This is a genomic window from Ethanoligenens harbinense YUAN-3 (assembly GCF_000178115.2).
Lineage (GTDB): Bacteria > Bacillota > Clostridia > Oscillospirales > Ethanoligenentaceae > Ethanoligenens > Ethanoligenens harbinense.
This window is the reverse complement of sequence record NC_014828.1, coordinates 1,306,289-1,328,671: the sequence shown is the minus strand read 5'-3', so window position 1 is coordinate 1,328,671 and position 22,383 is coordinate 1,306,289. Positions and strand designations below refer to the sequence as shown.

The 22,383-nt window shown below is 58.2% G+C and carries 25 protein-coding genes and 2 pseudogenes; 3 read left to right on the top strand and 24 right to left on the bottom strand.

The genetic code is table 11. The features are described from left to right. Window positions 1-4 precede the first annotated feature (4 nt). From ETHHA_RS06145 to ETHHA_RS06065, 17 genes are all read right to left on the bottom strand, one after another. Window positions 5-895 (bottom strand): polyprenyl synthetase family protein, encoded by an 891-nt coding sequence (locus tag ETHHA_RS06145; protein ID WP_013485124.1) that lies wholly within the window; start codon window positions 893-895, stop codon window positions 5-7. 32 nt (window positions 896-927) lie between these two features. Then, the gene (gene xseB / locus ETHHA_RS06140) at window positions 928-1,155 is read right to left on the bottom strand and encodes an exodeoxyribonuclease VII small subunit (RefSeq protein WP_041687269.1); all 228 of its coding nucleotides are present in this window, start codon (window positions 1,153-1,155) and stop codon (window positions 928-930) included. Beyond that, window positions 1,133-2,392 carry an exodeoxyribonuclease VII large subunit gene (gene xseA / locus ETHHA_RS06135; RefSeq protein WP_013485122.1) on the bottom strand — a complete coding sequence of 420 codons (1,260 nt, stop codon included), beginning with the start codon at window positions 2,390-2,392 and terminating at the stop codon, window positions 1,133-1,135. The genes xseB and xseA overlap by 23 nt, the downstream gene beginning before the upstream one ends. Beyond that, window positions 2,389-3,324: a tRNA (adenosine(37)-N6)-threonylcarbamoyltransferase complex transferase subunit TsaD gene (locus tag ETHHA_RS06130; protein ID WP_013485121.1), complete on the bottom strand. Its 936-nt coding sequence runs from the start codon at window positions 3,322-3,324 to the stop codon at window positions 2,389-2,391. The genes xseA and ETHHA_RS06130 overlap by 4 nt, the downstream gene beginning before the upstream one ends. After that, entirely contained in the window at window positions 3,321-3,731 is a 411-nt protein-coding gene (gene nusB, locus ETHHA_RS06125) for a transcription antitermination factor NusB (protein WP_013485120.1), read from the bottom strand. The genes ETHHA_RS06130 and nusB overlap by 4 nt, the downstream gene beginning before the upstream one ends. 72 nt (window positions 3,732-3,803) lie before the next feature. Next, window positions 3,804-4,175 carry an Asp23/Gls24 family envelope stress response protein gene (locus ETHHA_RS06120; protein ID WP_013485119.1) on the bottom strand — a complete coding sequence of 124 codons (372 nt, stop codon included), beginning with the start codon at window positions 4,173-4,175 and terminating at the stop codon, window positions 3,804-3,806. Window positions 4,176-4,322: 147 nt separating this feature from the next. After that, window positions 4,323-4,934 carry a SpoIIIAH-like family protein gene (locus ETHHA_RS06115; protein ID WP_013485118.1) on the bottom strand — a complete coding sequence of 204 codons (612 nt, stop codon included), beginning with the start codon at window positions 4,932-4,934 and terminating at the stop codon, window positions 4,323-4,325. A gap of 62 nt (window positions 4,935-4,996) precedes the next feature. After that, a complete protein-coding gene (locus ETHHA_RS06110; protein WP_013485117.1) occupies window positions 4,997-5,578 on the bottom strand; it encodes a hypothetical protein in 582 nt (193 codons plus the stop codon). Between the two features lie 44 nt (window positions 5,579-5,622). Further along, the gene (locus ETHHA_RS06105; RefSeq protein ID WP_013485116.1) at window positions 5,623-6,093 is read right to left on the bottom strand and encodes a stage III sporulation protein AF; all 471 of its coding nucleotides are present in this window, start codon (window positions 6,091-6,093) and stop codon (window positions 5,623-5,625) included. A gap of 43 nt (window positions 6,094-6,136) precedes the next feature. Further along, the gene (locus ETHHA_RS14520; protein WP_013485115.1) at window positions 6,137-7,264 is read right to left on the bottom strand and encodes a stage III sporulation protein AE; all 1,128 of its coding nucleotides are present in this window, start codon (window positions 7,262-7,264) and stop codon (window positions 6,137-6,139) included. 131 nt (window positions 7,265-7,395) lie between these two features. Then, a complete protein-coding gene (locus tag ETHHA_RS06095; protein WP_013485114.1) occupies window positions 7,396-7,785 on the bottom strand; it encodes a SpoIIIAC/SpoIIIAD family protein in 390 nt (129 codons plus the stop codon). A gap of 21 nt (window positions 7,786-7,806) precedes the next feature. Then, window positions 7,807-8,001 carry a stage III sporulation protein AC gene (gene spoIIIAC, locus ETHHA_RS06090; protein WP_013485113.1) on the bottom strand — a complete coding sequence of 65 codons (195 nt, stop codon included), beginning with the start codon at window positions 7,999-8,001 and terminating at the stop codon, window positions 7,807-7,809. Window positions 8,002-8,099: 98 nt separating this feature from the next. Beyond that, on the bottom strand, window positions 8,100-8,615 hold the full coding sequence (locus ETHHA_RS14515) for a stage III sporulation protein AB (protein WP_049776570.1): 516 nt from the start codon (window positions 8,613-8,615) through the stop codon (window positions 8,100-8,102). Continuing rightward, a complete protein-coding gene (spoIIIAA, locus tag ETHHA_RS06080) occupies window positions 8,551-9,561 on the bottom strand; it encodes a stage III sporulation protein AA (RefSeq protein ID WP_013485111.1) in 1,011 nt (336 codons plus the stop codon). Before spoIIIAA ends, ETHHA_RS14515 begins: the two co-directional genes overlap by 65 nt. Before the next feature lie 193 nt (window positions 9,562-9,754). After that, window positions 9,755-10,921 carry a glycoside hydrolase family 25 protein gene (locus ETHHA_RS14510; protein WP_013485110.1) on the bottom strand — a complete coding sequence of 389 codons (1,167 nt, stop codon included), beginning with the start codon at window positions 10,919-10,921 and terminating at the stop codon, window positions 9,755-9,757. A gap of 324 nt (window positions 10,922-11,245) precedes the next feature. Then, window positions 11,246-11,905 carry a TIGR03936 family radical SAM-associated protein gene (locus ETHHA_RS06070; protein WP_013485109.1) on the bottom strand — a complete coding sequence of 220 codons (660 nt, stop codon included), beginning with the start codon at window positions 11,903-11,905 and terminating at the stop codon, window positions 11,246-11,248. Next, window positions 11,893-13,737 (bottom strand): TIGR03960 family B12-binding radical SAM protein, encoded by a 1,845-nt coding sequence (locus ETHHA_RS06065; protein WP_013485108.1) that lies wholly within the window; start codon window positions 13,735-13,737, stop codon window positions 11,893-11,895. The genes ETHHA_RS06070 and ETHHA_RS06065 overlap by 13 nt, the downstream gene beginning before the upstream one ends. Before the next feature lie 322 nt (window positions 13,738-14,059). Here ETHHA_RS06065 and ETHHA_RS16440 point away from each other — a divergent pair. From ETHHA_RS16440 to ETHHA_RS06055, 3 genes and pseudogenes are all read left to right on the top strand, one after another. Next, a pseudogene (locus ETHHA_RS16440) lies at window positions 14,060-15,178 on the top strand (collagen-like protein); the annotation flags it as partial. A 39-nt stretch (window positions 15,179-15,217) separates the two neighbouring features. Further along, a pseudogene (locus tag ETHHA_RS16435) lies at window positions 15,218-15,571 on the top strand (BclA C-terminal domain-containing protein); the annotation flags it as partial. A gap of 142 nt (window positions 15,572-15,713) precedes the next feature. Continuing rightward, on the top strand, window positions 15,714-16,790 hold the full coding sequence (locus ETHHA_RS06055) for a hypothetical protein (protein ID WP_013485106.1): 1,077 nt from the start codon (window positions 15,714-15,716) through the stop codon (window positions 16,788-16,790). 54 nt (window positions 16,791-16,844) lie between these two features. On the opposite strand, the gene recO is transcribed toward ETHHA_RS06055, so the two are convergent. From recO to ETHHA_RS06025, 7 genes are all read right to left on the bottom strand, one after another. Next, window positions 16,845-17,612, bottom strand: a complete 768-nt coding sequence (gene recO, locus ETHHA_RS06050; protein WP_041686715.1) for a DNA repair protein RecO — start codon at window positions 17,610-17,612, stop codon at window positions 16,845-16,847. Between the two features lie 140 nt (window positions 17,613-17,752). Further along, complete coding sequence (locus tag ETHHA_RS15490; RefSeq protein WP_013485104.1) at window positions 17,753-17,956, bottom strand: YqzL family protein; 204 nt, start codon at window positions 17,954-17,956, stop codon at window positions 17,753-17,755. Between the two features lie 121 nt (window positions 17,957-18,077). After that, window positions 18,078-18,968 (bottom strand): GTPase Era, encoded by an 891-nt coding sequence (gene era / locus ETHHA_RS06045; protein ID WP_013485103.1) that lies wholly within the window; start codon window positions 18,966-18,968, stop codon window positions 18,078-18,080. A gap of 48 nt (window positions 18,969-19,016) precedes the next feature. Continuing rightward, a complete protein-coding gene (locus ETHHA_RS06040; protein WP_013485102.1) occupies window positions 19,017-19,493 on the bottom strand; it encodes a diacylglycerol kinase family protein in 477 nt (158 codons plus the stop codon). An 8-nt stretch (window positions 19,494-19,501) separates the two neighbouring features. Beyond that, window positions 19,502-19,996: an rRNA maturation RNase YbeY gene (gene ybeY, locus ETHHA_RS06035; protein ID WP_013485101.1), complete on the bottom strand. Its 495-nt coding sequence runs from the start codon at window positions 19,994-19,996 to the stop codon at window positions 19,502-19,504. A gap of 2 nt (window positions 19,997-19,998) precedes the next feature. Further along, a complete protein-coding gene (locus tag ETHHA_RS06030; RefSeq protein WP_013485100.1) occupies window positions 19,999-20,967 on the bottom strand; it encodes a PhoH family protein in 969 nt (322 codons plus the stop codon). Between the two features lie 228 nt (window positions 20,968-21,195). After that, the gene (locus ETHHA_RS06025) at window positions 21,196-22,371 is read right to left on the bottom strand and encodes a sporulation protein YqfD (protein ID WP_013485099.1); all 1,176 of its coding nucleotides are present in this window, start codon (window positions 22,369-22,371) and stop codon (window positions 21,196-21,198) included. Window positions 22,372-22,383 lie beyond the last annotated feature (12 nt).

Below are 22,383 nucleotides of genomic sequence, written 5' to 3'. Positions count from 1 at the left end.
TGAATCAGTGGTCCCGGTTCAGCAAACGCAGGGTAAAATCGGACAAAAACGCCCGCTCCTCACCGAAGACACGCAGGCAGTCCACCGCTTCCTGCGACAGTCTGCCGGCAAGCCGTCGGGCTTCCTCAAGCCCAAGATGGGTCACATAAGTGGACTTGCGATTGCCCACATCGCTGCCCGCCGGCTTACCCAGTGTCTGGGAATTTCCGGTCACATCCAGGATATCGTCCACAATCTGAAACGCCAGACCAAGTTTTGCCGCATAGGCATCCGCCGCCTGCACACGCGTCTCGTCCGCGCCCGCCAGAATGCAGCCTCCCGCAGCCGCGGCGCGGATCATGGCGCCGGTTTTGCCACGGTGCATGGTTTCCAGCAATTCCAACGGGATGTGCTGCCCTTCCGAAAGCAGATCGATCATCTGTCCGCCGACCATACCTTGCCCGCCGGACGCTTTTGCCAACAGACCCATGGCGCGAAGCGCGTTTTGCGCCAAAACGCCACTCTGCATATTATTACACAAACCCGTTTCAAAAGCAAGACTAAGCAGCGCATCTCCCGCCAGGAGAGCCGTTGCTTCATCATACTGCACATGGCAGGACGGCCGCCCCCGACGGAAATCATCGTCGTCCATGCAGGGCAGATCATCGTGGATCAGCGAATAGGTGTGGATCATCTCCACCGCACAGGCAAACGGCAGCGCCTGTTCTTCCTTTCCTCCGCACATACGGCAGAATTCCAGCACAAGCATCGGGCGAACACGTTTTCCCCCGGCCATGGCACTATAACGCATCGCCTCAAACAGGCGTTTCTGCGGTCCTTCCGCCGTGGGGAGGAAACGGTTCAACGCTTCGTTCACCCGTTTTGCAATATCCTCAATCCGTTCGCTGTATTTCATTTTGGCTCCATTGCGCCGGCGCGCGTCTGTGTTTATTCGTCTTTGGGCGATTCCTGCATCGTCGGCTGCCCGCCCGGCACGCTCAGGCTGGCGATCTTCTGTTCCGCCTTCGACAGCTTGCGGTCGAGCAGAGCCGACAGGCGCGCACCCGTTTCAAACAGCCTGATCGATCCATCCAGCGTTTCTTCACCGCTTTCCAGCCTGTCTACGATCTGCTCGAGCTGCGCCATGGCTTCCTCAAACGTCGGTTCTTTCTCCATCTCTTTTTTCATCTTGCTCACCGTCCCTATCTATCGTTCCCACGCTTTGCACCACGCAATACGCACGCCCATCCAAAAAACGCAGCGTGACCGACTCTCCCGGCGCAAGCGCCGCCGCGCGGGTGACAGCGCACCCCTGCGCATTTTCCACCACGGTATAGCCGCGCGACAGCACCTTGAGCGGGTTGAGCGCATCCAGTTCGCCTGCAAGCGCGGAAAGTGCTGCGCGCGCTTGCTCCGTCCGGGCTTTGGCGGCAGTCGTCAGGCGCGCGTCCAGCATATCCGTTTTCATGCGGTGCATATTCAACAGCCGGGCAGGCACATACAGTCTCTGCGCGGCCGCCTGCATCCGTGCGCGCTGGTCAGCCAGCTTCTGCGCGAGCAAACTGCGCATCCGCGCCTGCATGGCATACAGACCGGCTGTCACGGCCGCCCGCTCGGGCGATACCAGTTCCGCCGCCGCGGACGGCGTGGGCGCACGGGCATCCGCCACGAAATCCGCAATGGTGAAATCCGTTTCGTGCCCCACAGCGGATACCACCGGGATATCCGATGCCGCGATGCACCGCGCCACGCCCTCCTCGTTAAACGCCCATAAGTCCTCGATGGAGCCGCCGCCCCGCCCCACGATGAGCACATCCGCCGCACGGGCCGCGTTCATGGCGCGGATAGCTGCGCAGATCTGCCCCGGGGCCTCCACCCCCTGCACCAGCACGGGCGCCAGCACCACTTCCGCCACGGGCCAGCGCCGGCCAAGCACATGCAGGATGTCCTGCAGCGCCGCGCCGGTTGCGGAGGTCACCACGCCGATCCGCTCCGGGTACAGCGGAAGCGGGCGCTTGCGCGACGCATCAAACAAGCCTTCCTTCCGCAGTTTTTCTTTGAGCTGCTCAAACGCCACATGCAGCGCACCTATGCCGTCCGGCTGCATATCGTCGATATAGAACTGGTATTGCCCATCCCGCTCATAGAGCGATGCGCGCCCCGAAACGATCACCTTCATGCCGTCCTGCGGCAAAAAGCGCAGGCGCTGCGCGTTTCCCTTGAACATCACCGCGTGGATAACCGCATCTTCATCCTTCAATGACAGGTAGTAATGCCCGGACCGGTAATGGTTCTTGAAATTGGAAATCTCCCCGCGCAGAAACACACCGCTCAACCGTTCGTCGGATTCAAGCAGTGTGTGTACATAAAAATTCAGTTGAGAAACCGTCAGCACGGAAAAACCCGTTTTCATGCCTGTTCCACCTTCCGCATGGCCAGTACGGCGATGCCCGCCGCGTTGTCGGAAGAAAAGCCGGGGCGGGCAAACAACGCGCCATACTGTTCCGTGAACTCCGCGCGGATGTCGCTGTTGGACATTACGCCGCCCGCATACAAAAGCGGCAGGTCCGGAAACCGTTCCCGCACCGCACGTGTCATGCCATGAAGCGCAGCGGCAATGGCGCAGATGCAATATCGCGCGGTATCCGCGTCCGGTTCGCCGCGCGCACGCATGGCTGCGCACTGGTTCTCAATACCCGAAAGACTGCAATCGCCGTCTTTCATGCTCGGGCGCACGGTAAAAGTACGTTTGCTTTGGTGCGAAAGTGCTTCGAGCGCGGGGCCGGCCGGAAACGGCAGCCCCAGCAGCAGGCCCACGCGATCCACAGCCTGTCCCGCTTTGAGGTCAAGAGAGGTGTGGAGCAATTCAATCTCCGGCGAGCCCGCACCCGGCCGGCAGAGCACCGCCTCGGTCGTGCCGCCCGAAAGGTGGAACGCCACGAACGGCCGCTCCAGTAAATCCAGCCTGTCCGCCGAGAACAGCGCGGCGGCAATATGCCCCGCCTGATGGGAAAAGAAATACACCGGCACACGCAGCGCCGCGGCGACAGCGCGGGCGACGGCATGCCCCGCCTCGAAGCACGGCATATACGAACCCTCCGCGTCGCGCGGGCGCACCGACACGCCCACAGCCGCCACCGGTTCGGAAATGTCCGCAAGCAGCGCTTCCAGTAATTCGGGCAGCTGCTTGAGATGCAGATAGACGGCGTCGCTCTGGCGCAGTCCCTTCTGCCCGGATTTCACGGGCAGCAAACGTTTCTGCTGGGTCATCACACCGGTCGCGGTATCGTACAGCGCGGTGGACGTGGTATAGTTGCTGGTGTCGATACCAAGGAACAGGCTCATGTGGCGTCGGCCTTCTCCGCGCGCACAAACGCACCCAGCACCCCGTTGACAAAAGCGCTGTCCCCATCCCCGCCATACTTTTTGGCCAGTTCCACCGCCTCGTTGATGGCAACGCTGTCCGGCGTATCCTGCTCATACAGCAGTTCAAAGAACGCGATGCGCAGCACCGTGAGCACCACACGGGACAAACGGCTTTTGGTCCATCCGATGGCATATTGCTCGATCTTCCGGTCGATGTCATCCCGGTGGTCGTACACCCCGGTGGCCAGCATTTCCGCAAACGTGTCCACCAGGAATTCCTCCCTGGCCTGCACCGCCAGATCGAGGATCTCGGATACGTTTTCTTCTTTGAACAGGCCTTCAAAAACAAGGCAGAGCGCCTGTTCGCGCGCCTCACGTCTGGTCATGTTTCCCTCGGTTCCTTTTTTATTACTACACAGCAAAACTTGACCCCTCCGTCAAGAAGGGGTCAAGTTTTGTCATTCGACTGCGGGTGCTTCATCAGTCAGCACGACACCGGCCACATGCACATGGACTTTGGATACGGAAATGCCGGTCATGGTCTGCACGGCATCTTTCACCCGCGTCTGCAGTTCGGTGGCCACCTCCGGGATATGCGCTCCCAGATACAGATTGACCGAAATGTCGAGCACAGCTTCCCCATCGTGCATTTCCATCCGGATGGCGTGGCCTGCCGGCTTGTGCCGCATGATACCTTTGATATCGGAAAAGGGGCGCAGGGACAGCCCCGCGATCCCTTTGACATCTGCCGCGGCGGTGCCGGCAATGGTGGCGATGACGTCCTCGGAAATTTTCAGGCTGCCGTCTTCCGCATAGGTATTATACCCCATGAAATACGCCCTCCTTTTTCTATCGTCATTTCCACGGATGTGCATCCATGAAATTATCCTGTGTTTTCGCGGTTCACAAAATTGGCGGAGCTGCCCACAGTTTAAGCCGCCTTGTATGTATTATACCATAAACCGCCGGATGCACAACTACTTTGACTGGATAATATGGATATTATCCGCGGAAACTTTGGTTTGCTGGATGACGATATCGGCGATCTGGGCGCTGTCGCTGGCAGAAAGCGGCTGATTGCTTTTGGGCGCGACCACCACACTGACGGTGTCGTTGTTGATAAAACAGACACAGTCTTTGAAGCCTTTGGAAACGATGAGACTTTCCACATTCCCCTCGGCGGTGATATTGTTCGCAATGCTGCTGATCTGCGTTTGGGCGGCCTGTTTCTGGGCGTCGGTGGCGGTGGAACTGTTCAGCGTGATCTGGAGCGCCTGCTCCGCTTCCGCGCGGGTCTTGGTACGGGTCAGGCGCTCCTGGGCGAAGAGACTGCTGCCGGACGCAGTGGCGGCGGAGTTCTGCCCGGAGGCCGCGGAGCTTTTGCCGGACACAGCGGAACCGGCACCGGACGTCGAGCCGGAAGCGGACACATAAGTGGACGTTCCCAGCGCGCTGGAGGTGTTGAACACACCCGTCACATTGGAACCGCCGCTTGCACCGGTGAATTTCCAGTTCAGAAAAATGGCGGTGCCCAGCGCCACGACCAGCGCCGCAAGGATGATCTGTCGTTTGCCAATAATCATACTCATCGATTTCTCCTCCTGTTGGTGTTTTTACATTGTTTTGCAAAAGGGGACGGGATGTAGTCCATCTATCTGGAAGCCGTTTGTGCCCTGGGGGCCATCGGGCTGATGCTGATACTGGTAGCCGGCAGGTTGAGCGCGGTCATTACGGTCTGAAGCACCTCGTCCTGCACCGTAGGATCATTTCCGCCGTCGCAGACGACCACCACGCCCCTCACCGGCGGCTGCATTTCGGTTTTGATGAGCGGCTGCTGGGCGCCACTGCCGTTATCGGCCAGCACGGTATCCTGCTCGTTGTCGGTGTTTTCCTGTGTCTGGCCCGCGTCGCCGGAGGTTGTCGTCCGGTTGCTGGTGGTTTTCTGGTTCTGCTCATACACATACTGCACGCCACTTTCCAGCGTAACCATCACCTGCACGCGCCCCACGCCCTGGATGTTGCTGATGATGCCGCCAAGGCTGCTTTCCAGTTGTTTCGCATAATCGGACGTGGACGTTTTGGCGGATGCGGCGCTTGACGCCGGTTTGGATGACGAGCTGGGCCAGAATTGGGAGAGAAAAATGAGCAGCACGCCCGCCATCCCCGCGATCAGGAGGATGGAACTGCCTTTGGAGCCCAAAAGCGCACCTTTGGTTTTCTTGAAATCAAACATTTTGACCTCCTCCGTTTTTACGCGCGGCCGGGCGGCCGCCGGATTCATTGCACGCTTGTCTTCGCAGGAATCCCCAGCGTGCTTTGCACTGCGGAAACAACCGCCGACTGCCTGCCCGCATCCGCCGCATGGATGGAAATGGAAACGCTCTGCGGGTCGTAGGCTCCATTGGCGTCTTTCTGCACCACCACATCCACGGAAATGGGGGTAACACCCTGCTTCTGGCAGACGGAACGCGCCACATCCGCCACATTTTCCCGTACCTGCTGCAGGGTCTGGTCGGCCACCGTCTGGGAAAGCTCCGCCGCCTGCGGGTCTGCGGACGAGACCGCAAACGTGGGCAGACGGACATGCCGCAGGCTAATCAGCGGCACCAGTACGCTGCACAGGAAAAACAGTGTGATGGCAAATCTGTAAATTTTTTCTAGATCCCCTTTTGGGGCCAGCATCCCGGCGATGCCTGCGGCCAGCGCCGCCAGGCAGACCGACATAGCCCACGACCGGATCGCATCCATCTTTTGACCTCCGCGCGTCACGCGCACCGAAACATCCGCATGCTTATGTCGTCTGCCCGCTCACCAGCAACAGGATGCAGACAGAGACGATCATAGCCAGCGCACAGGCCACCACCAGCGCCACCAGCATCTTCAGCGCGTCCAGTACCCCTTTGAGGAGGGTGGACACATTGCCCACATTAACGATTTCGGCCAGCGCCACCGAAAATTCCACCGCCAGCATCCAGAGGACGCATTCAAGCAGCACCGGCAGGTAGGCGGCCAAAAAAACGATGATCGCATAGGCTCCCACGGCGTTTTTCAAAAGCCCCGCGCAACTGACCACCGTGTTGAGTGCGTCGCTGATGGCACCGCCGACCACAGGCACCGCGCTGCTCACCACAAATTTGGCCGTTTTCATGGTCACAGTATCGGCCGCCTGCGCGATAAACCCCTGGATGGTGAGTACGGCGGTGAAAATGGTGAGTGAGAGGACAAGTCCCACATTGACGATCTTGCGCGCGAAGCCTGCCAGCCCGCCGATATTGACCCCCGGCGCAATGGAACCGATGATGCAGAACGCCAGAAATATGCTGACCATCGGCACAAACGTGGTGGATGCAATCTGCGTGATGACCTGCGCCATCACCAGCACGATGCCCTGCGATATCACGCCGGATGTGGGATGCCCCGACGCAACCGCCAGACCGCCGTAAACCGGCAGGAACGCCGTCATGAATGTGGAAGAATCACGCACGGTAGCTGCCGCCGCGGAGATGCACTGGGTGATCGGCACCGCCAACACTCCGGCGATGGACAAGGTGCAGACGATCTCGAAGACTGTCTTCATCGACTTTTCGGCAAACGTGTTCTTCATTGCTTCCGCCAGCGCACACAGCAGCAGGATGCCGAACACCGCCGCAATGGCCTTGAATGGTGCGGAAGCGGCGTCCCCCAGCTTCTGCCAGAGAAAGCCGAACACATTCCCGAGTGAAAATCCGCGCACATTTTGCGGGTCGGCGCCGTTCACCCCCATCTTGCCCAAAGCCCCCCGTACGGACGACGGCACGTTTCCGTTCAGGTCGGACGCACCGCTTTTCTGCACCTGCTCGCTCAGAATCTGCCCGGTATCCGCCGAGACCGGCATGGAAAGCAGAGGAAGCAGCAGCAGCAAAATCAACAACCGTTTCATTTCAACCTCCGCGGCGTTTCGACATGGCCGCCTTACACGGAAAGGATCCGTGCATCCCATATATATGACGCGACCGCAGCCTTTAGTATGCGGCAGCACCGGAAATGTGCATGCCCCTTTCAAAAAAGACGTCAGCCGGCCAGCAAGCCGATCGCCAATTCCGCAATCTGCCCGAACAACGGCAGCGCCACCAGCAGCACGGCGAATTTACCCGCCATCTCCACCTTGCCCGCCACCGCCGTCTCCCCGGCGTCCCTGCAGGTGTCTGCCGCCAGTTGGGTGACAAAACAGATGCCCAGCGATTTGATAAGTACCGAAACATACGTCTTGTTGATGCGCGCCTGCTCAGTCAGGTGGTTCAGTTCCGCAAACACCGGCGTCGCTTTGGAAAGGATGAATCCAAAGAGCAGCACACCGGCTGTCAGCCCCAGCATAAGCGCGTATTCCTTACGATATTGCCGCAGCAGTACCGCGAAGGCGGCCACCGTCACGGCAATGCCGGCGATATGTAACATGTCCATCTTTGACCTCCGCCGCATGCGTCACAGCCCGAACAGGGATTTCACCGTGTCGAACAGGTGGCTGATCTGCTGGATAATCATGAACAGCACAACGATCAGCCCGGCAAGCGTGGTCATGGTGGCCTGCTCTTCCCTGCCCGAGCGGATGAGCACCTGGTTGAGCACCGAAACAATGATGCCGATGGCGGCGATCCGAAAAACAAGATTGATGTCCATTGACAATCCTCCATCCCCGCCGCCTCCGGCCGCGGGCATTATGGAAATTTACGGTTCCGCAAAAGGTTCAGCCGCGCCAAACACGGGCGGGCCTGCCGTCAAAATAAAATAACCACCAAAAAGATTCCCGCCAGCACGCCCAAAGAGGTATACATTTTGCCGCGCCTGGCCCGGTCTTCCCTCGCGCGCTCCAGACGCTGCCGAAGCAGCTCACCGTATCGCGCGCAGTTGGCGGTCTGCCCGTCCACATCGGTGGTGCCGAGCACCCGCCCGAACCACGACAGCGCCTCGTGATCGCCCGCATCCAGCGCGAGGGACGGCTTTGCCTGCCCGAGCGCCTTTTCCCACGCGGCGGGAAAGTCCCGCTCTTCCATGAATATCTTCCGGCACAGACCGAATACGCGTAGTTCACCGTATTCCGGCAGGGCGTCGCATTTGGCCATGATATCCTCGAGCGGCGCGGCAAAATAACGAATCTCGGTGGCAATGGAATCAAGCGCGCCGGTAAAGCCCTCCAGTTGCCGCACCCGTTTGGAAAACGACGCCGATTTAAGAAGCCCGGCCGTCGTGCAGACGCCAAAGAGCACTACCAGACCCAGAAATTTGAAAATCATGCAGTTCACCTTCCCGATAAAACGCTTTGACCTGTCCCGGCCGGTCACGCCCGCAAAGCAGCGCCGCCTGCACAAACGCCCCGGTCTCCAGCACCGCGCGCATCGGCGGGCGCGCGAACAGTTCCTCCATTTTGGCAGCGTGCGCGCTGGCGATGACCGCCACGCCCGCGTTCAGGCTGGCCGCCACCGCGCGGGCGTCGGTCTCGCCTCCTATTTCATCGCAGATCACCACGTCCGGAGAGAGGCAGCGCACCGCCTGCAAAATGCCCTCACCCTTTGGATATCCATCGAGCACATCGCACTGGCCAATGTCATTCTGCGGCACGCCTTTGAAGGTGGCGGCGATCTCCCCGCGCTCATCCACAACGGAAACCCGGCACCGCCCCGATACACCGTTGGAAAGCTGGCGCGCCAGGTCTCGCAGCACTGTGGTTTTTCCGCAGCCAGGCGGGCCGGCCAGAATGGTCCCACGAACGCGCCCGCTCGTCCCAATGGCAGCGAGCAGTCCGTCCGCCGCACCACGGAACTCCCTGGCGATGCGCAGGTTAATGCCGGATATATCGCGCAGGTTGGACACCGTGCCGCCCTGTAAAACGGCGGTGCCACACAGACCCGCCCGATGCCCGCCCCTCAGCGTGACGAATCCGCAGCGGATCTCATGCTGGTGCGCATAGACCGAGCTATCGCAAATCAAGCGGAAAGCTTCTTCCAGCTGCGGGCGCATGGCTGTGAGCACATGCTCACCCGGACGCTCCGACACCGTGCCCGCGCATGTGAGGTAAAGATCCTGCCCGGCCAGTGCGAGCACCACCGGTCGCCCGGCACGCAGGCGTACCTCCTGCACCCGTGCGCGTACCCGCTCAGGCAGCTTGCGCAGCGCCGTGCCGATTGCCCCGAGGCTTGCGGTAGCTTCGTCGAATCGTATGGCCATTTCGCGCTCCATCATGCAACCATCCCCTCTCCCCACCAACATATGGAGTGTTGTCCCACTTTAGAACCAAAAAGGGGACAGGCTTTCTCTTTTCCCCGCCCCCGTTTTCCAGTTGTTTTGCTTTGTTTGAAAAAACGGAGCTGTTGAAAAACAGCTCCGTAAAGGGATCCAATGCGTTTTTTCGTCAGATAAAACAAGGCCCGGTGATTCAGAATGAGAATCCATCTTTGTAATGCACGATACCGGATTTGGTTTCGCTGCCCTTTGCAGTGTTATATACTACCATCATGCCGCCTTTTACCGCATAGAGCGGCGTAGCATGTTCATAGGGAAAGATCGTTCCAATACGCGCGCCCGATGCCTCATAGACAGGCTCGTTGGTGCTACCGTTCCGCCAGCGCATGTAATAGCGGTTGTGGAACAGATTCTGCCGGTTGGAAACGTAGCCGTGTGCATAACCGCCGCTGTTCAGCGGATAGACGACCTCGGCAAGCTGCCTTGCATAGTCCACGCTAAGAATGCAGACGTGATCTCCGGTGTCCACCAGATGCCCGGATACCCGGTTGCCGTAGCGGTCCAAAACATCCATATCCGCTCCCGCGACTGCGTTCCAAGCATATGGCATCGCGTTTACACGGTAGACATCCCGGTCCCACCCGCTTGCGGAGCCGACGCCGCTCCCGGAGGAATTGGATAAAAAAATCCCGCTGGTGGCCAGATTGCCGTCAACCGGTTGGGATATCCCCGCCACCCGCATGGAATTCGTATATTGCCACATGGTGTAGGACGAAAAAACATTGTTGCTGCCCGGCGCCGACACGCCGTATTGCGCGATCCACAGACGGTAGGCGCCCAAAGGACTGTTCAGATAGTTGTTGATAAAATTCCGGCCGGCATAGATCATGACCGCCTGCCCGGAAAGGCGGAGGAATTCTTCCGCGAAGGCACGCACATTGGCGCTGATTACGGTGCCGGACAGTCCCGCACTTTCCTCCACATCCACCGCCGGCACACAGGCATAGGGATAATTCTTGATCCTGCTATAGAAATAATCCGCCTGTGCGGTGCCGTAAGATACATCGGCGCGCGGCCACAGGTAGTGATAAAGCCCAAACGGCAGTCCTGTCGTTTGGGCGCTTTGAGCAAAAGCACCCGCTTTGGGATCGGTGAAACTTGTCCCTTCCGTTGCTTTGATATATAACGCCTGCACCTGCCCGCGCAGCGCCGTCCAGTCGTTGACCGTATCACCGTGGTACAGGTCCACGACGGAAAAATTGGCGTTCCCAGCGGGAGGCGTGGCCGCATAGACTTGGGTACAGACAGACAGCCACAATGCAAGCATGGCCGCCTGTATCCAAAACAGCTTGCGACGCATTCTTTTTCTCCTTTGCACAAACCAAAAATCATACGAATATTCGATAAAGGCGATGATAACAGAGCGAGCGTTTTGGGGCCTGCAAGAAACAACGCACAGAAATACTGGATGCATCTCGGGCATTATGACGCCGCAGGACGAAGAAAGCACCGCTTTGGCACGCTGGGTTCATCAGCGATTTGTATCAAACCATTCTTATGGTATGTGGAAAAGAGAACGAACGTCACGAGCAGGCGCAGAAAAACGGCAGGGTCTCCCCTGCCGTCCGCGCGCGGTCTTCCAGTATATTCCACTGCCCGAGAACCGCTCTCCGGCAGGTATGTTTCAGTGGAAAGAGCGCATCTGCGCATCGAAAATGCCGGTGCGGCAGATGTGGTCAAGATAGGGCTCCAGCCCTGTATGCCGCACAAGCGCAGCGGCAATGCAGCCCGGATTGATCGTTTCCTGCTGCCCCGCGGGAAGCAACGACCGGATGGAAAGCATTCCATCCTGCGCTGTTATTTCCGCCTGTGCCAGATACGGCCGCATATTGATCTCGTGCAGACCGCGTTTGGATTTCTTCTCGACGGGTACGGTGGGCAGGGCCAGCAAGTCCTGCCATTTCTTCTCGAGCTGGCCGGCGGTACGTCCCGGATACTCCAGTTGCATCGTATAGGAAGCCTGCTCAATTTCAGTCGTTTTCATCTGCGGCGGAGCGGCGCCGGTGATGCGGATGCCTTCCGGCATCTCCGCATCCATGCGAGCACGCACCTCGTCAAACGGCATCTCGCCATCCAGCCGCATGTCCATCACCTCGCAGTCACTCTCATAGAACAGAGAAAGCGGCAGTGCAAACGTAATGTAGGGGTGCGGATTAAATCCCTGGGTATACCACACCGGGATACCCGCCCGACGCAACGCGCGGGACATACAGCGAATCATGTCCAGATGGGAGATAAAGCGGGCGCGCCCCCTTTTTTCAAACCGGATCCTCAACGGCTGCACAGTGGGCACCCTCCTTCCAGACGTGTGGAACCGCAGGCGCTGCAGGCTTCCCGGCAGTTGGGGGAAGTCACGCTGCGGAAAGCCTTTTCATGCTCCCGCCATAAAAACGCTTTATCCACCCCGTAGTCCAGATGGTCCCACGGCATGGTTTCTGCTTCAGCTCGTTTCCTGTTGGCATAAAACGCGGGGTCAACGCCCGTACGTGCAAACGCTTCCATCCATTTATCAAAATCAAAGCATTCGTTCCAACTGTCGAGCCGGCAACCCAGACGATACGCCTGCTCAAGCACATCGGCCAGCCTGCGGTCACCTCGCGCCAGCACGGCTTCCAGAAAACTGATGCGCGGTTCATGGCAGCTGAGTGAAATTTTCCTGCTCTTGATGCAGGCCCGCAGATGCCGCTGCTTTTCCGTGATAGTCTCGCGCGTATCCTGCGGCTCCCATTGGAACGGTGTGAACGGTTTCGGCACAAAAGTGGACACGCTCACGCTGACGTGCACAGCCTTGCCCTTGGGTTTTTCCGGCATGTGGTAAAACGTATCCACCACCTTTTGCGCCAGGCAGGCGATGCCCTCCACATCCTCCATGGTTTCGGTGGGCAAGCCCAGCATGAAATACAGCTTGACACTGGTCCACCCGCCCTCAAACGCCAACCGACAGGTGCGCAGGATTTCCTCTTCCGTCACGTTCTTGTTGATGGCGTCACGCAGGCGCTGTGTGCCGGCCTCGGGCGCAAACGTTAGTCCGCTTTTTCGCACGCCGCTTACTTTTTCCATCAGCTCCCGCGAAAAATTATCAACCCGCAACGAAGGTAGAGAAAGGTTGATTTTTTCCCGCTCCGTCCAGGACGTCAAGTCTTCGAGCAGCGGTTCCAATCCCGTGTAATCGCTGGTGGACAAAGACGCAACCGAAATCTCATCGTACCCCGTGGTGCTGCACAGGTCATGCGCCTGTGTGGAAAGCGTCTGCGGCGACTTTTCCCGCACGGGGCGATAGATAAATCCCGCCTGGCAGAACCGGCAGCCGCGGATACAGCCGCGAAACACTTCCAGCACCGCGCGGTCGTGCACAATGTCCACATACGGAAGTACAAATTGTTTTGGGAAAAAGCTGCCGTCCAGATCAGGCATCACCCGTTTGCGCACCCGTGCGGGAATTTCGGGCGCTAGCGGGCGCGTCTCCGCCAATGTTCCGTCGTCATGATACACCGATTCGTAAAACCGGGGCACATATACGCCTCCGATCTGCGCCGCAGCGCGTAAAAAGGCAGATTTCCCACGCTTTTCCCGTTTGCATTTTCTATAAAGTTCAACCACTTCACAGATAACCTTTTCTCCTTCGCCCAGTACGAACAGGTCGGCAAACGCCGCCATCGGTTCGGGGTTGCAGGTACAAGGTCCGCCGCAGATCACCACCGGGTCGGTTTCGGTGCGGTTTTCTGCACGCAACGGCAGTCCGGCCAGTTCCAGCATATCCAGCACGGTCGTGTAGCTCATTTCATACATCAGGGTAAAGCCGATAAAATCGAAATCGCGCAGCGCATCTCCGCTTTCAAGCGCGTACAGGGAAATCTGCTCCGCGCGCATCTGCGCTTCAAAATCTGTCCAAGGAGCGAAGACGCGTTCGCACCATACGCCCTCCATTGCATTTAGAACACCATACAATATCTTCATGCCCAGATGGGACATGCCCACTTCATACAAATCGGGGAAACAGAATGCAAAGCGGATGTCGATCTCCTCTTTATTTTTACAAACGCTGCCCAACTCACCGCCGGTATATCGGGCGGGTTTCTGTACACTGCGCAGCGTTTTTTCCAGTTTTTTATCCAAGTCGGCCCTCCATGCACAGGCAATCGGCGTCTATGTGCGCATCTGCACACTCCTTAACATGATACCCGAAAAATCTTCTCTTTTCAATCTCCCACGCTCTTGTCCGTGCAATTTTTCACGTTTCTGCCTGCGTGTTCATAAATTGAGAGTGTACAGGAGGGCAATATCCCCGTCCCCTTTTGACATATGCCCCATGTTCTCCTGTGTAATTTTTACTGATAAAACGGATGGTATGAATAGCATGAGCAACTATTATAAAGACAATTGGGATGACCCATGCGAGCCATGGCATAAGTGCCATCCCGGTCATATTGGTCCTACCGGACCGACCGGACCTACCGGACCGACTGGTGCCAGAGGTCCTACCGGATCCACAGGGCCGACCGGCGCGACAGGCACAACGGGTGCCACTGGTCCTACCGGACCCACAGGCCCTACCGGTGCGACTGGCGCTACGGGTGTCACCGGCCCTACCGGTGCGACAGGCGCAACAGGCGCAACGGGTGCCACTGGGCCTACCGGCGCGACAGGTGCTACGGGTGTCACCGGCCCTACCGGCGCGACTGGCGCTACGGGTGTCACCGGCCCTACCGGTGCGACAGGCGCTACGGGTGCCACCGGTCCTACCGGGCCGACTGGTGCGACAGGCTCTACGGGTGCCACCGGGCCGACCGGACCGACTGGTGCGACAGGCGCTACGGGTGCCACCGGTCCTACCGGGCCGACTGGTGCGACAGGCGCTACGGGTGCCACCGGTTCTACCGGACCGACTGGTGTGACAGGCGCTACGGGTGCCACCGGGCCGACCGGACCAACTGGTGTGACAGGCGCGACTGGCGCCACGGGTGCCACCGGTCCTACCGGGCCGACCGGCGCAACAGGCGCTACGGGTGCCACCGGGCCGACCGGACCGACTGGTGCGACAGGCGCTACGGGTGCCACCGGTCCTACCGGGCCGACTGGTGCGACAGGCGCTACGGGTGCCACCGGTCCTACCGGATCGACCGGTGCGACAGGCGCTACGGGCGCCACCGGGCCTACCGGACCAACTGGTGCGACAGGCGCTACGGGTGCCACCGGTCCTACCGGACCGATAGGCCCGCAGGGACCGCAAGGTGTACAAGGCGTGCAGGGCATTCAGGGTATTCAGGGTATCCAAGGCATCCAAGGCATCCAAGGCATCCAAGGCATCCAGGGTGCCACCGGTCCTATCGGGCCGACCGGCGCAACGGGAGCCACGGGTCCCACCGGTACCACAGGCGCAACGGGCGCAACGGGCGCCACAGGTTCCACCGGTGCCACGGGCGCAATAGGTCCACAGGGTGTGCAGGGCATACAAGGGCCACAGGGCATCCAGGGCGTGCAGGGTATCCAAGGCGTGCAGGGCCCTACCGGCCCCACAGGTGCCACTGGCCCAACTGGTCCCACCGGACCCACGGGAACCGCGCTTTCTCAGGCATTTGCGACGTTCTATACCACCACTGCCGACACGGTGTATCTGAACGAACTGGTCCCATTCACGGCAGGTTCGGCAGCTTCAAGCAACATCACATTAGTGGACTCCAACACGGTCATACTGGAAAAAGCGGGCGTTTACCTGATTGATTTCGGCGCAAACACCACCGCATCTTTGAACGCCGTCATTCAACTGTACCGCAATGACATGGCCGTAGACGGCACCCAACTGATCTTCTCCGCCGCCATCGGGCATGTCTCCAACGCTGTCATCCTTCGTTTGGAAGCCAACGACACGCTCCAGATTCGCGTGACCGGGGCGGCTCTCGCACTGAGCAGCCAGGTGGGCGCTTATTTGACCATTACGCAAATCGCCTAACGGGCAATCGCAAAAACGCGATCCGCCGATCATCATGAAATTTACCATGTTTTTTCAGACAAAACCGCGCCCGGACCGGACGGATGGAATGCACCCGTCCGGTCTACATAATATGAAACTATGAAACAAGGAGAGGTTGACATTGCCCACATTCAGCGCTTGCATTTACGCGCGCAAAGGCGGCCTGCCGCTCAAAGAAACATTACAGTCGATTGCCCGCCATGTGCAGGAAATCATCGTCGCCGTGCCGGAAAACAATCCGTCCGCCATAGAAACCGCCCAAACCTTTTCCGCACAGATCGTCCCATACACACTTGGAAAAAGCCGCTGCGCCACACTGCAGAATACATTCTCCTGCGCAGGGAGCGACTTTCTGCTTTGGCTGGACGAGGGCGATTTCTTTACGCCCGCCGATTTGTCCAAGCTACGCACCCTCCGGCAAGCGCTCCATCCGGATGTGGATGCGGCGCGTGTAAAGTGTGCGTTCACCGCCGATTCGCCAGACACCGTGGAGCATTATCGGTATGAAACCCGTCTGTTGGCCCGGCAGGCATCCTATGCCATGGTGGATGATGCGAATCCCACGCTTCTGATAAACGGGAATGTCGTCACATACGAACTTACCATTACGCACCGGCAGGAAAAACCGGAAAACCATGCGCACGTTTTGTCGTATTACCGGGCCAGACTGGAACAAAACGGAACCCTGACACCGCGGGAACGTCTGTATTATGCCCGCGCCCTGCGGGACACTGGCAGTACACAGACGATCGGTCAATATGAAACGCTGATTCAACAGGACGCGCCCAATCAACTGCGAATCGCCGCTTGCCTGGAACTGGCTGTCTGTCAGACAGATGCCGAAAAAAGGCTGGATATCCTGCTTCACAGTTTTCGTTTCGGCCCTCCACAGGCAGACATCTGTTGTTTGATCGGTACATATCTGTGGGAGAACCACGCATTTTATGGCGCGATTTTCTGGTATGAACTGGCACTTTCGCAAAAGCTGCCGGTCACCCGCCGGACGATCTACAGCGATTATTGGGGCTATATCCCCGCTTTGGAACTGTGCCGCTGCTACTACGCGCTGGGCGACACCGCCAAGGCATCCGCATGCAACCACATAGCCGGCGAATACAAGCCCGGCGACGCAGCCGTGCGATATAACGAAGACTTTTTTACCGGGCTGCAACGTGGCGCACAAAAGCACCGTATATAAATCATCCGCCTGCAGACCTAAAGGAGCAGGCGGATATTTTATGTGCAACTGCCGTCAACGATCCACAAAGAGAGAATGGTAAAACTCCAGGGTTTGAAAACTGCGTTCCAGCGTAGCGAGCAGATATTGTTCAGAAGCAGCGGCAAAACTTTTCAGTGTCTGCTCCGGCAGCGAAAACGAAAACAGACGGGCAAAGTCCGCATAGGCCGTGTGCCGCAAAGCGGCCAATGCACCGCGCGAAAGCGCGGTGCATTCCCCAGGAGAAACCTGCTCCCGCGCGGCGCAGGATGCACACAGAAAAACGCCCGACCGCGGCAGCAACACCATCCCGTCCGCTTCATATGTACCGCAGCCCGCGCAGGCGACCAGATCCGGCATATACCCCGAAATGGCAAGCAGCCGCATCTCAAACGCCGCCTTGATCTGCATGGAGGGGTGCTTTCCTGCTTCCAACAGGGCCAGCGCGTTGAGGATCAGGCGCAGGAACAACTCCGCTTCTTCCTCTTTTGGTGCCAGAAAATCTTCCAGTTCGCAGAAATACTGCGCCAGCGCCAGTTTTTCCAGCTCAGCCCGAATGCCCATAAACAACGTCAGCGGCGTGGCCTCGTCGATGATGTATTTTTCACGCCCTTTGAACAGCGTAAAATCTGCATGACACAGCAACTGCGTGCCTGTGGAAACACCGCTTTTTATACGCCTGGCGCCCCGCGCACTTGCGCGAATGGCACCATATTTCCGCGTGAGCAATGTGAGAAAACGGTCGGCCTCGCCCACATTGTAATCACGTATCACCAGCCCGTCCGTTACCGCCTGTGTTCCCATTTTGTCCGCTACCCTTTCCACGCAGCTCAAAAGCGCGGTGCTCCGCACTGCACGATTCTTTTATCCCGGCAACGAAAACAGAAACGGCATGTCCAATCCCTGCCCGCTATGTAAAACCGACGGTACCCCGCCGGAAAAAATCACATCCGCACGGAAAACGGAGGCGGCGCTTCACCCGCGCCTCCGGTCCCCGCTGGTTTTCGATCGGTGTTACGGCGTACCTTTGAAGGCGACCGTGGGCCACTCCGCCCCGCCTGCCATCCTGTCGCAAGATCCTGATACAGCATGTAAGCCTCGATGTTTCCCGTTGTTTCAAATAGATACCAAGCGGTTTTTTCATCCATAACTGTCCCTCCCGGCCAATGTCGATGGCCGTTTTTTTCCCATGCGATCGGTACGCGGCCCGTTTTTAGCCTATCACAAAGAGGAGGGTGCTATGCGCGGTAATTATTGTTTGCCGTTTTGTTAATCATACCCCAGCGTGCGGAGGATACCCTCGCGGTTGCGCCAGTTTTCCTTGACTTTCACCCAAAGGTGCAGGCTCACATGGCAGCCGAGCAGGCTTTCGATATCCGCCCGTGCTTTGATGCCCACTTTTTTGAGCATGGCACCGCCCTTGCCCACGATGATGCCGGTGTGACTTTCCCGCTCGCAGTAGATCACCGCGTCAATGTCGATGAGACTGCCCGTTTCCCGTTCATGCATGCGCTCGATGGATACGGCAATCCCGTGCGGGATCTCCGCGCTGAGCAATGTAAGCAGCTTTTCGCGGATGATTTCCGCCACCACCAGCCGCTCCGGTTCGGCCGTCACCATATCATCCGGATAATACTGCGGGCCCTCCGGCATCAATGAAATGAGTTCCGCCAGCAACGCGTCCACGCCGTCGTTTTTTTCAGCCGAAATGGGCACAACAGCGGTGAAATCGCGCAGTTTGCTCCAGTGGGCGATCACACCCATCAACGCGCTTTTATCCGCCAATATGTCGATCTTGTTGATGACCAGCAGAACCGGCACCTGTTTACCCAACTTGCCAAGCAGTTCGGTTTCGGCCGGGCGAGGCGCTTCCCGCGGCTCAATCACAAACAGCACGGCATCCACATCCGTCAGGGTATTGTCAACCGATTTGGCCATGTAATTGCCGAGCTTGGTTTTGGGCTGGTGCCAGCCGGGCGTGTCTAAAAAAATCAACTGGGTATCGTCTTTGGTATACACACCGGTGATCTTATTGCGCGTCGTCTGCGGTTTTGGGGAAACGATGGCGATTTTTTCCCCCAAAATCGCGTTGAGCAGTGTGGATTTTCCCACATTGGGCCGCCCGATGATGGCGACGAATCCGGAATGCTGAATGGTCACAAAAAACCTCCCGCCCACCGTATGAAACGATGGAAAGCAATATTTCCCTCAGTGTTTGCGGACATTGAACGGAAAAAAGAAAATAAAAACCCCCGACAGCGGCAGGGAAACCAGAAACAAAAATCCGAAAAATAAATGGCTGAACAGATATTCGATGATGAACAGCAGCGTGGCCGGGTGGAAAAACAAGACGAACCCCACCACTGCCGCCAAAAAAGCACAAATGAGCACCGCGCCGGCGGCGACATCCTTGCCAATGCGGGCCAGGTTGTCATACCACTGCGCCTGGAGGTTAATCACCGCTTCAATAGCGGTATTCACTGTTTCCGCAAAGAGCACCAGCGCAATGGTGAGCAGCAGCACGGCATATTCCGCCGCGGAAAGATGGAAAAACGGCGAAAAGCACAGCATGTATGCCCCCACAACCATGTGGATGCGCATGTTGCGCTCATTTTTGACGCAAAACGCCACCCCTCGAAACGCATCCCGAAAACTTTTGTGCAAAGAACGGATCCGTTGCGGCATTTGCGCCCTCATCCTTCTTCGTACACATCACGGGGGAAGCCGAGCGCGTTCATGATGACATCCTCGTGTTCATGCATGCGCACCGCTTCAATACCGCCCTGCTCATGGTCGTACCCCAAAATGTGCAGCATGGAATGCACCGTGAGGAACGCCACCTCATGCTGGAGGGAATGACCGTATTTTTCCGCCTGCGCCGTGGCGGTCTCCAGTGAGATCACCACATCCCCCAGCACATAAGCACCCGTATCCGGGTTGAGATCGAATTTTCCGTTTTCCCCCATCGGGAAAGACAAAACGTCGGTCGCCGTATCCTTATGCCGATACTGCGCATTCAGTTCCTTAATCTGCGCATCGTCTACAAAGGTCACGTTCACTTCCGCGCTGCCCTCAAATCCCTCGTTTGCAAGCGTCGCGTTGCAGCAACGGCGCACCAAAAGCCGTAGCCCGGACGGGATTTTTACCGATTTCTGCCGGTTATCTATATATACTTTCAACTTATCCATGGCTATTTTGCACGCCTGCCTTCCTTCTCATACTTCTCATACGCTTTGATGATCTTCTGCACCAGCCGATGCCGCACCACATCCCGCTCATCGAAGTACTGGATGGAAATGTCCTCCACATTTTTCAGGACATGCACTGCGTCCACCAGGCCGCTGCGCTTGCCGTCCGGCAGGTCGACCTGCGTCACATCCCCGGTGATGACAGCCTGAGAATTGAACCCCAGACGAGTCAAGAACATTTTCATCTGTTCGGGCGTGGTGTTCTGCGCTTCGTCAAGGATGATGAACGCATCGTCCAGCGTGCGCCCGCGCATATAGGCCAGCGGCGCCACCTCAATGAGCTGGCGTTCCATCAGGCGCTGGTAATTCTCCGCACCCAGCATATCGAACAGCGCGTCATAAAGCGGGCGCAGATACGGGTCCACCTTGTTCTGGAGATCGCCGGGCAGGAAGCCCAGTTTCTCCCCCGCCTCCACGGCCGGGCGCGTGAGGATGATGCGGCTGATCGACTTGGCCTTATAGGCGGCGACCGCCATGGCGACGGCCAGATACGTTTTGCCCGTACCGGCCGGGCCGACCCCGATAACGATGGTGTTGCTCTCGATTGCCTTGACATACTGCTTCTGGCCCAGTGTTTTGGGTTTCACCGGCCTGCCGCGCGCGGTGATGCAGATGCAGTCGCGCCCCAACTCGTCAACCTTGCTCTCGTCGCCGTCGTTGACCAGCGTGAGCACATAGCGCACGCTCTGCTCATTGAGCTGTTCACCGCGCTCCAGCAATTTCATCAGGCCTTCCACGGCATGCACGGCTTTGCCCACATTTTCCGGCTCCCCCGTCACACGCAGGTCGCCGCCTCGGTTGGAAATCTGCACGTTGAATTCGCGTTCTACCGTCAGAATGTTTTCATCAAAATTTCCAAAAAGCCCCGCGATCTTATCCGGCGTGTCTATCGTGATCGATTGTTCCGCCATTCTCTCACCTTTATAAAGGCCCAACCGCACGCATAAAAGACCGCGGCAGGCCCTGAAATATATGGATATCCGTTTGGCAGGATGCGCGGTGCTCCACGCAGGGATTCCGCAAACAAGGAAACGGATGATCATCCGGCGTATTCTGTATAAAAATTTTGTCTATTAACCCTATTGTTTCATATCATATCATATTTACTATCACAATCCTAGCATCATTATTACTAAATTTCAGGAAATCTGGATAGGTTCCCCCAACGCAATGTCCTCCTCGCAGACATCGTGCGCAATGAGCGTATACCCGTTTGCATCGGTTTTACTCTCCGTTGCGCGGGAAAGAATTTTGACACCGGACAGCTCCGTCTGTTCTTTTTGAGCCAGCGCCCGCGCAGCCGCTGCGGCAACCTGCTCTTGGGAATATGTCACCGCAAGCGGCCTGCACACCCGGTAAACGCGCGTGGTGATGGATACCGGCAGGCGAATGCCGAAAAACTCCGCATTGTCGGTATAAGCATACCGGTTGAAGTCGCCCTGAAGCGCGCCGAAATACAGCGGGATACCGTAATCAAACACATTCAGCGTATACCGCCGCACCTCCTGACCGGTCTCACTGCGCACGGTGGTATGAAACGGGACCGTGACCGAAATGTCGCGCATGGTGCGTGCGACCACCGTGCCCTGCGCGTGGACGATGCGCAGAGCGCCGTCCTTATCCTGGATCATGCCGCTGATGAGCATCTGCCCCGCCGTCACAGCCTCGCCGGCCTGCACCATGGGCTTGCCCGCCTGGACTTCCATCCGCACGATCTGCCCGTCCCAGGCGGCCTTCACATTGCAGGGCACTGCCTGGGGCACGATATCCGGCGGGTAACGCCGTTCCCGCACCCGCACATAGGCCGTGCTGCCGTGCAGGTTGATGGTCACCCCCGAAAGCTCCGGGATGCGCAGCAGCAGGCCGTTCTGGATATAGCGCACCTGCAGAAACATGGAAAACGCGCCCGGACGAAGGCCCAGATCGGCCAACACATGCTCCACCTGCGCGCTGGAAACGCTCTGGTTGCCCGCCACATCCACTTCCCAGACAAAGCTGGAAAAGAACCACACCAGCGCCAGAAATACCGCCAGACCAACCAGGATTCCCAGATGTCTGGAGAACCGTCTGGCCTGGAACGGTGCGCCCTTCTGTGCCTCCCGCGTAAGCGTCACGCCCGCTTCGAGTGCGAGCGGATGCAGCCGGGGAAAATGACGGGCCAGCGTGGCGGCATACAGCACTCCGTCTTTGCTGCGGATGTGCCAGAGCATGATGCCGTTGCGAGCCACAAGGTTCAGGAACCGTTCGGGCGAGCCTCCTTCCGCCCGGAAACGGACATATCCCAGCATATATTGAATGATACGCAGCAGAAACATAGCTGTCCTCCC

Bases quoted from the DNA above. Each gene is read 5' to 3' on its own strand.
- xseB (WP_041687269.1), bottom strand. From the start codon at position 1,155: ATGGAGAAAGAACCGACGTTTGAGGAAGCCATGGCGCAGCTCGAGCAG.
- xseA (WP_013485122.1), bottom strand. From the start codon at position 2,392: ATGAAAACGGGTTTTTCCGTGCTGACGGTTTCTCAACTGAATTTTTAT.
- ETHHA_RS06115 (WP_013485118.1), bottom strand. From the start codon at position 4,934: ATGAGTATGATTATTGGCAAACGACAGATCATCCTTGCGGCGCTGGTC.
- ETHHA_RS06030 (WP_013485100.1), bottom strand. From the start codon at position 20,967: ATGGCGGAACAATCGATCACGATAGACACGCCGGATAAGATCGCGGGG.
- ETHHA_RS06110 (WP_013485117.1), bottom strand. From the start codon at position 5,578: ATGTTTGATTTCAAGAAAACCAAAGGTGCGCTTTTGGGCTCCAAAGGC.
- ETHHA_RS06040 (WP_013485102.1), bottom strand. From the start codon at position 19,493: ATGCCGCAACGGATCCGTTCTTTGCACAAAAGTTTTCGGGATGCGTTT.
- ETHHA_RS06130 (WP_013485121.1), bottom strand. From the start codon at position 3,324: ATGAGCCTGTTCCTTGGTATCGACACCAGCAACTATACCACGTCCACC.
- ETHHA_RS06120 (WP_013485119.1), bottom strand. From the start codon at position 4,175: ATGGGGTATAATACCTATGCGGAAGACGGCAGCCTGAAAATTTCCGAG.
- ybeY (WP_013485101.1), bottom strand. From the start codon at position 19,996: ATGGATAAGTTGAAAGTATATATAGATAACCGGCAGAAATCGGTAAAA.
- ETHHA_RS15490 (WP_013485104.1), bottom strand. From the start codon at position 17,956: ATGGATGAAAAAACCGCTTGGTATCTATTTGAAACAACGGGAAACATC.
- ETHHA_RS14520 (WP_013485115.1), bottom strand. From the start codon at position 7,264: ATGAAACGGTTGTTGATTTTGCTGCTGCTGCTTCCTCTGCTTTCCATG.
- ETHHA_RS14515 (WP_049776570.1), bottom strand. From the start codon at position 8,615: ATGATTTTCAAATTTCTGGGTCTGGTAGTGCTCTTTGGCGTCTGCACG.
- spoIIIAA (WP_013485111.1), bottom strand. From the start codon at position 9,561: ATGATGGAGCGCGAAATGGCCATACGATTCGACGAAGCTACCGCAAGC.
- spoIIIAC (WP_013485113.1), bottom strand. From the start codon at position 8,001: ATGGACATCAATCTTGTTTTTCGGATCGCCGCCATCGGCATCATTGTT.
- nusB (WP_013485120.1), bottom strand. From the start codon at position 3,731: ATGACCAGACGTGAGGCGCGCGAACAGGCGCTCTGCCTTGTTTTTGAA.
- ETHHA_RS06145 (WP_013485124.1), bottom strand. From the start codon at position 895: ATGAAATACAGCGAACGGATTGAGGATATTGCAAAACGGGTGAACGAA.
- ETHHA_RS06095 (WP_013485114.1), bottom strand. From the start codon at position 7,785: ATGGACATGTTACATATCGCCGGCATTGCCGTGACGGTGGCCGCCTTC.
- ETHHA_RS14510 (WP_013485110.1), bottom strand. From the start codon at position 10,921: ATGCGTCGCAAGCTGTTTTGGATACAGGCGGCCATGCTTGCATTGTGG.
- recO (WP_041686715.1), bottom strand. From the start codon at position 17,612: ATGGGAACACAGGCGGTAACGGACGGGCTGGTGATACGTGATTACAAT.
- ETHHA_RS06025 (WP_013485099.1), bottom strand. From the start codon at position 22,371: ATGTTTCTGCTGCGTATCATTCAATATATGCTGGGATATGTCCGTTTC.
- ETHHA_RS06105 (WP_013485116.1), bottom strand. From the start codon at position 6,093: ATGGATGCGATCCGGTCGTGGGCTATGTCGGTCTGCCTGGCGGCGCTG.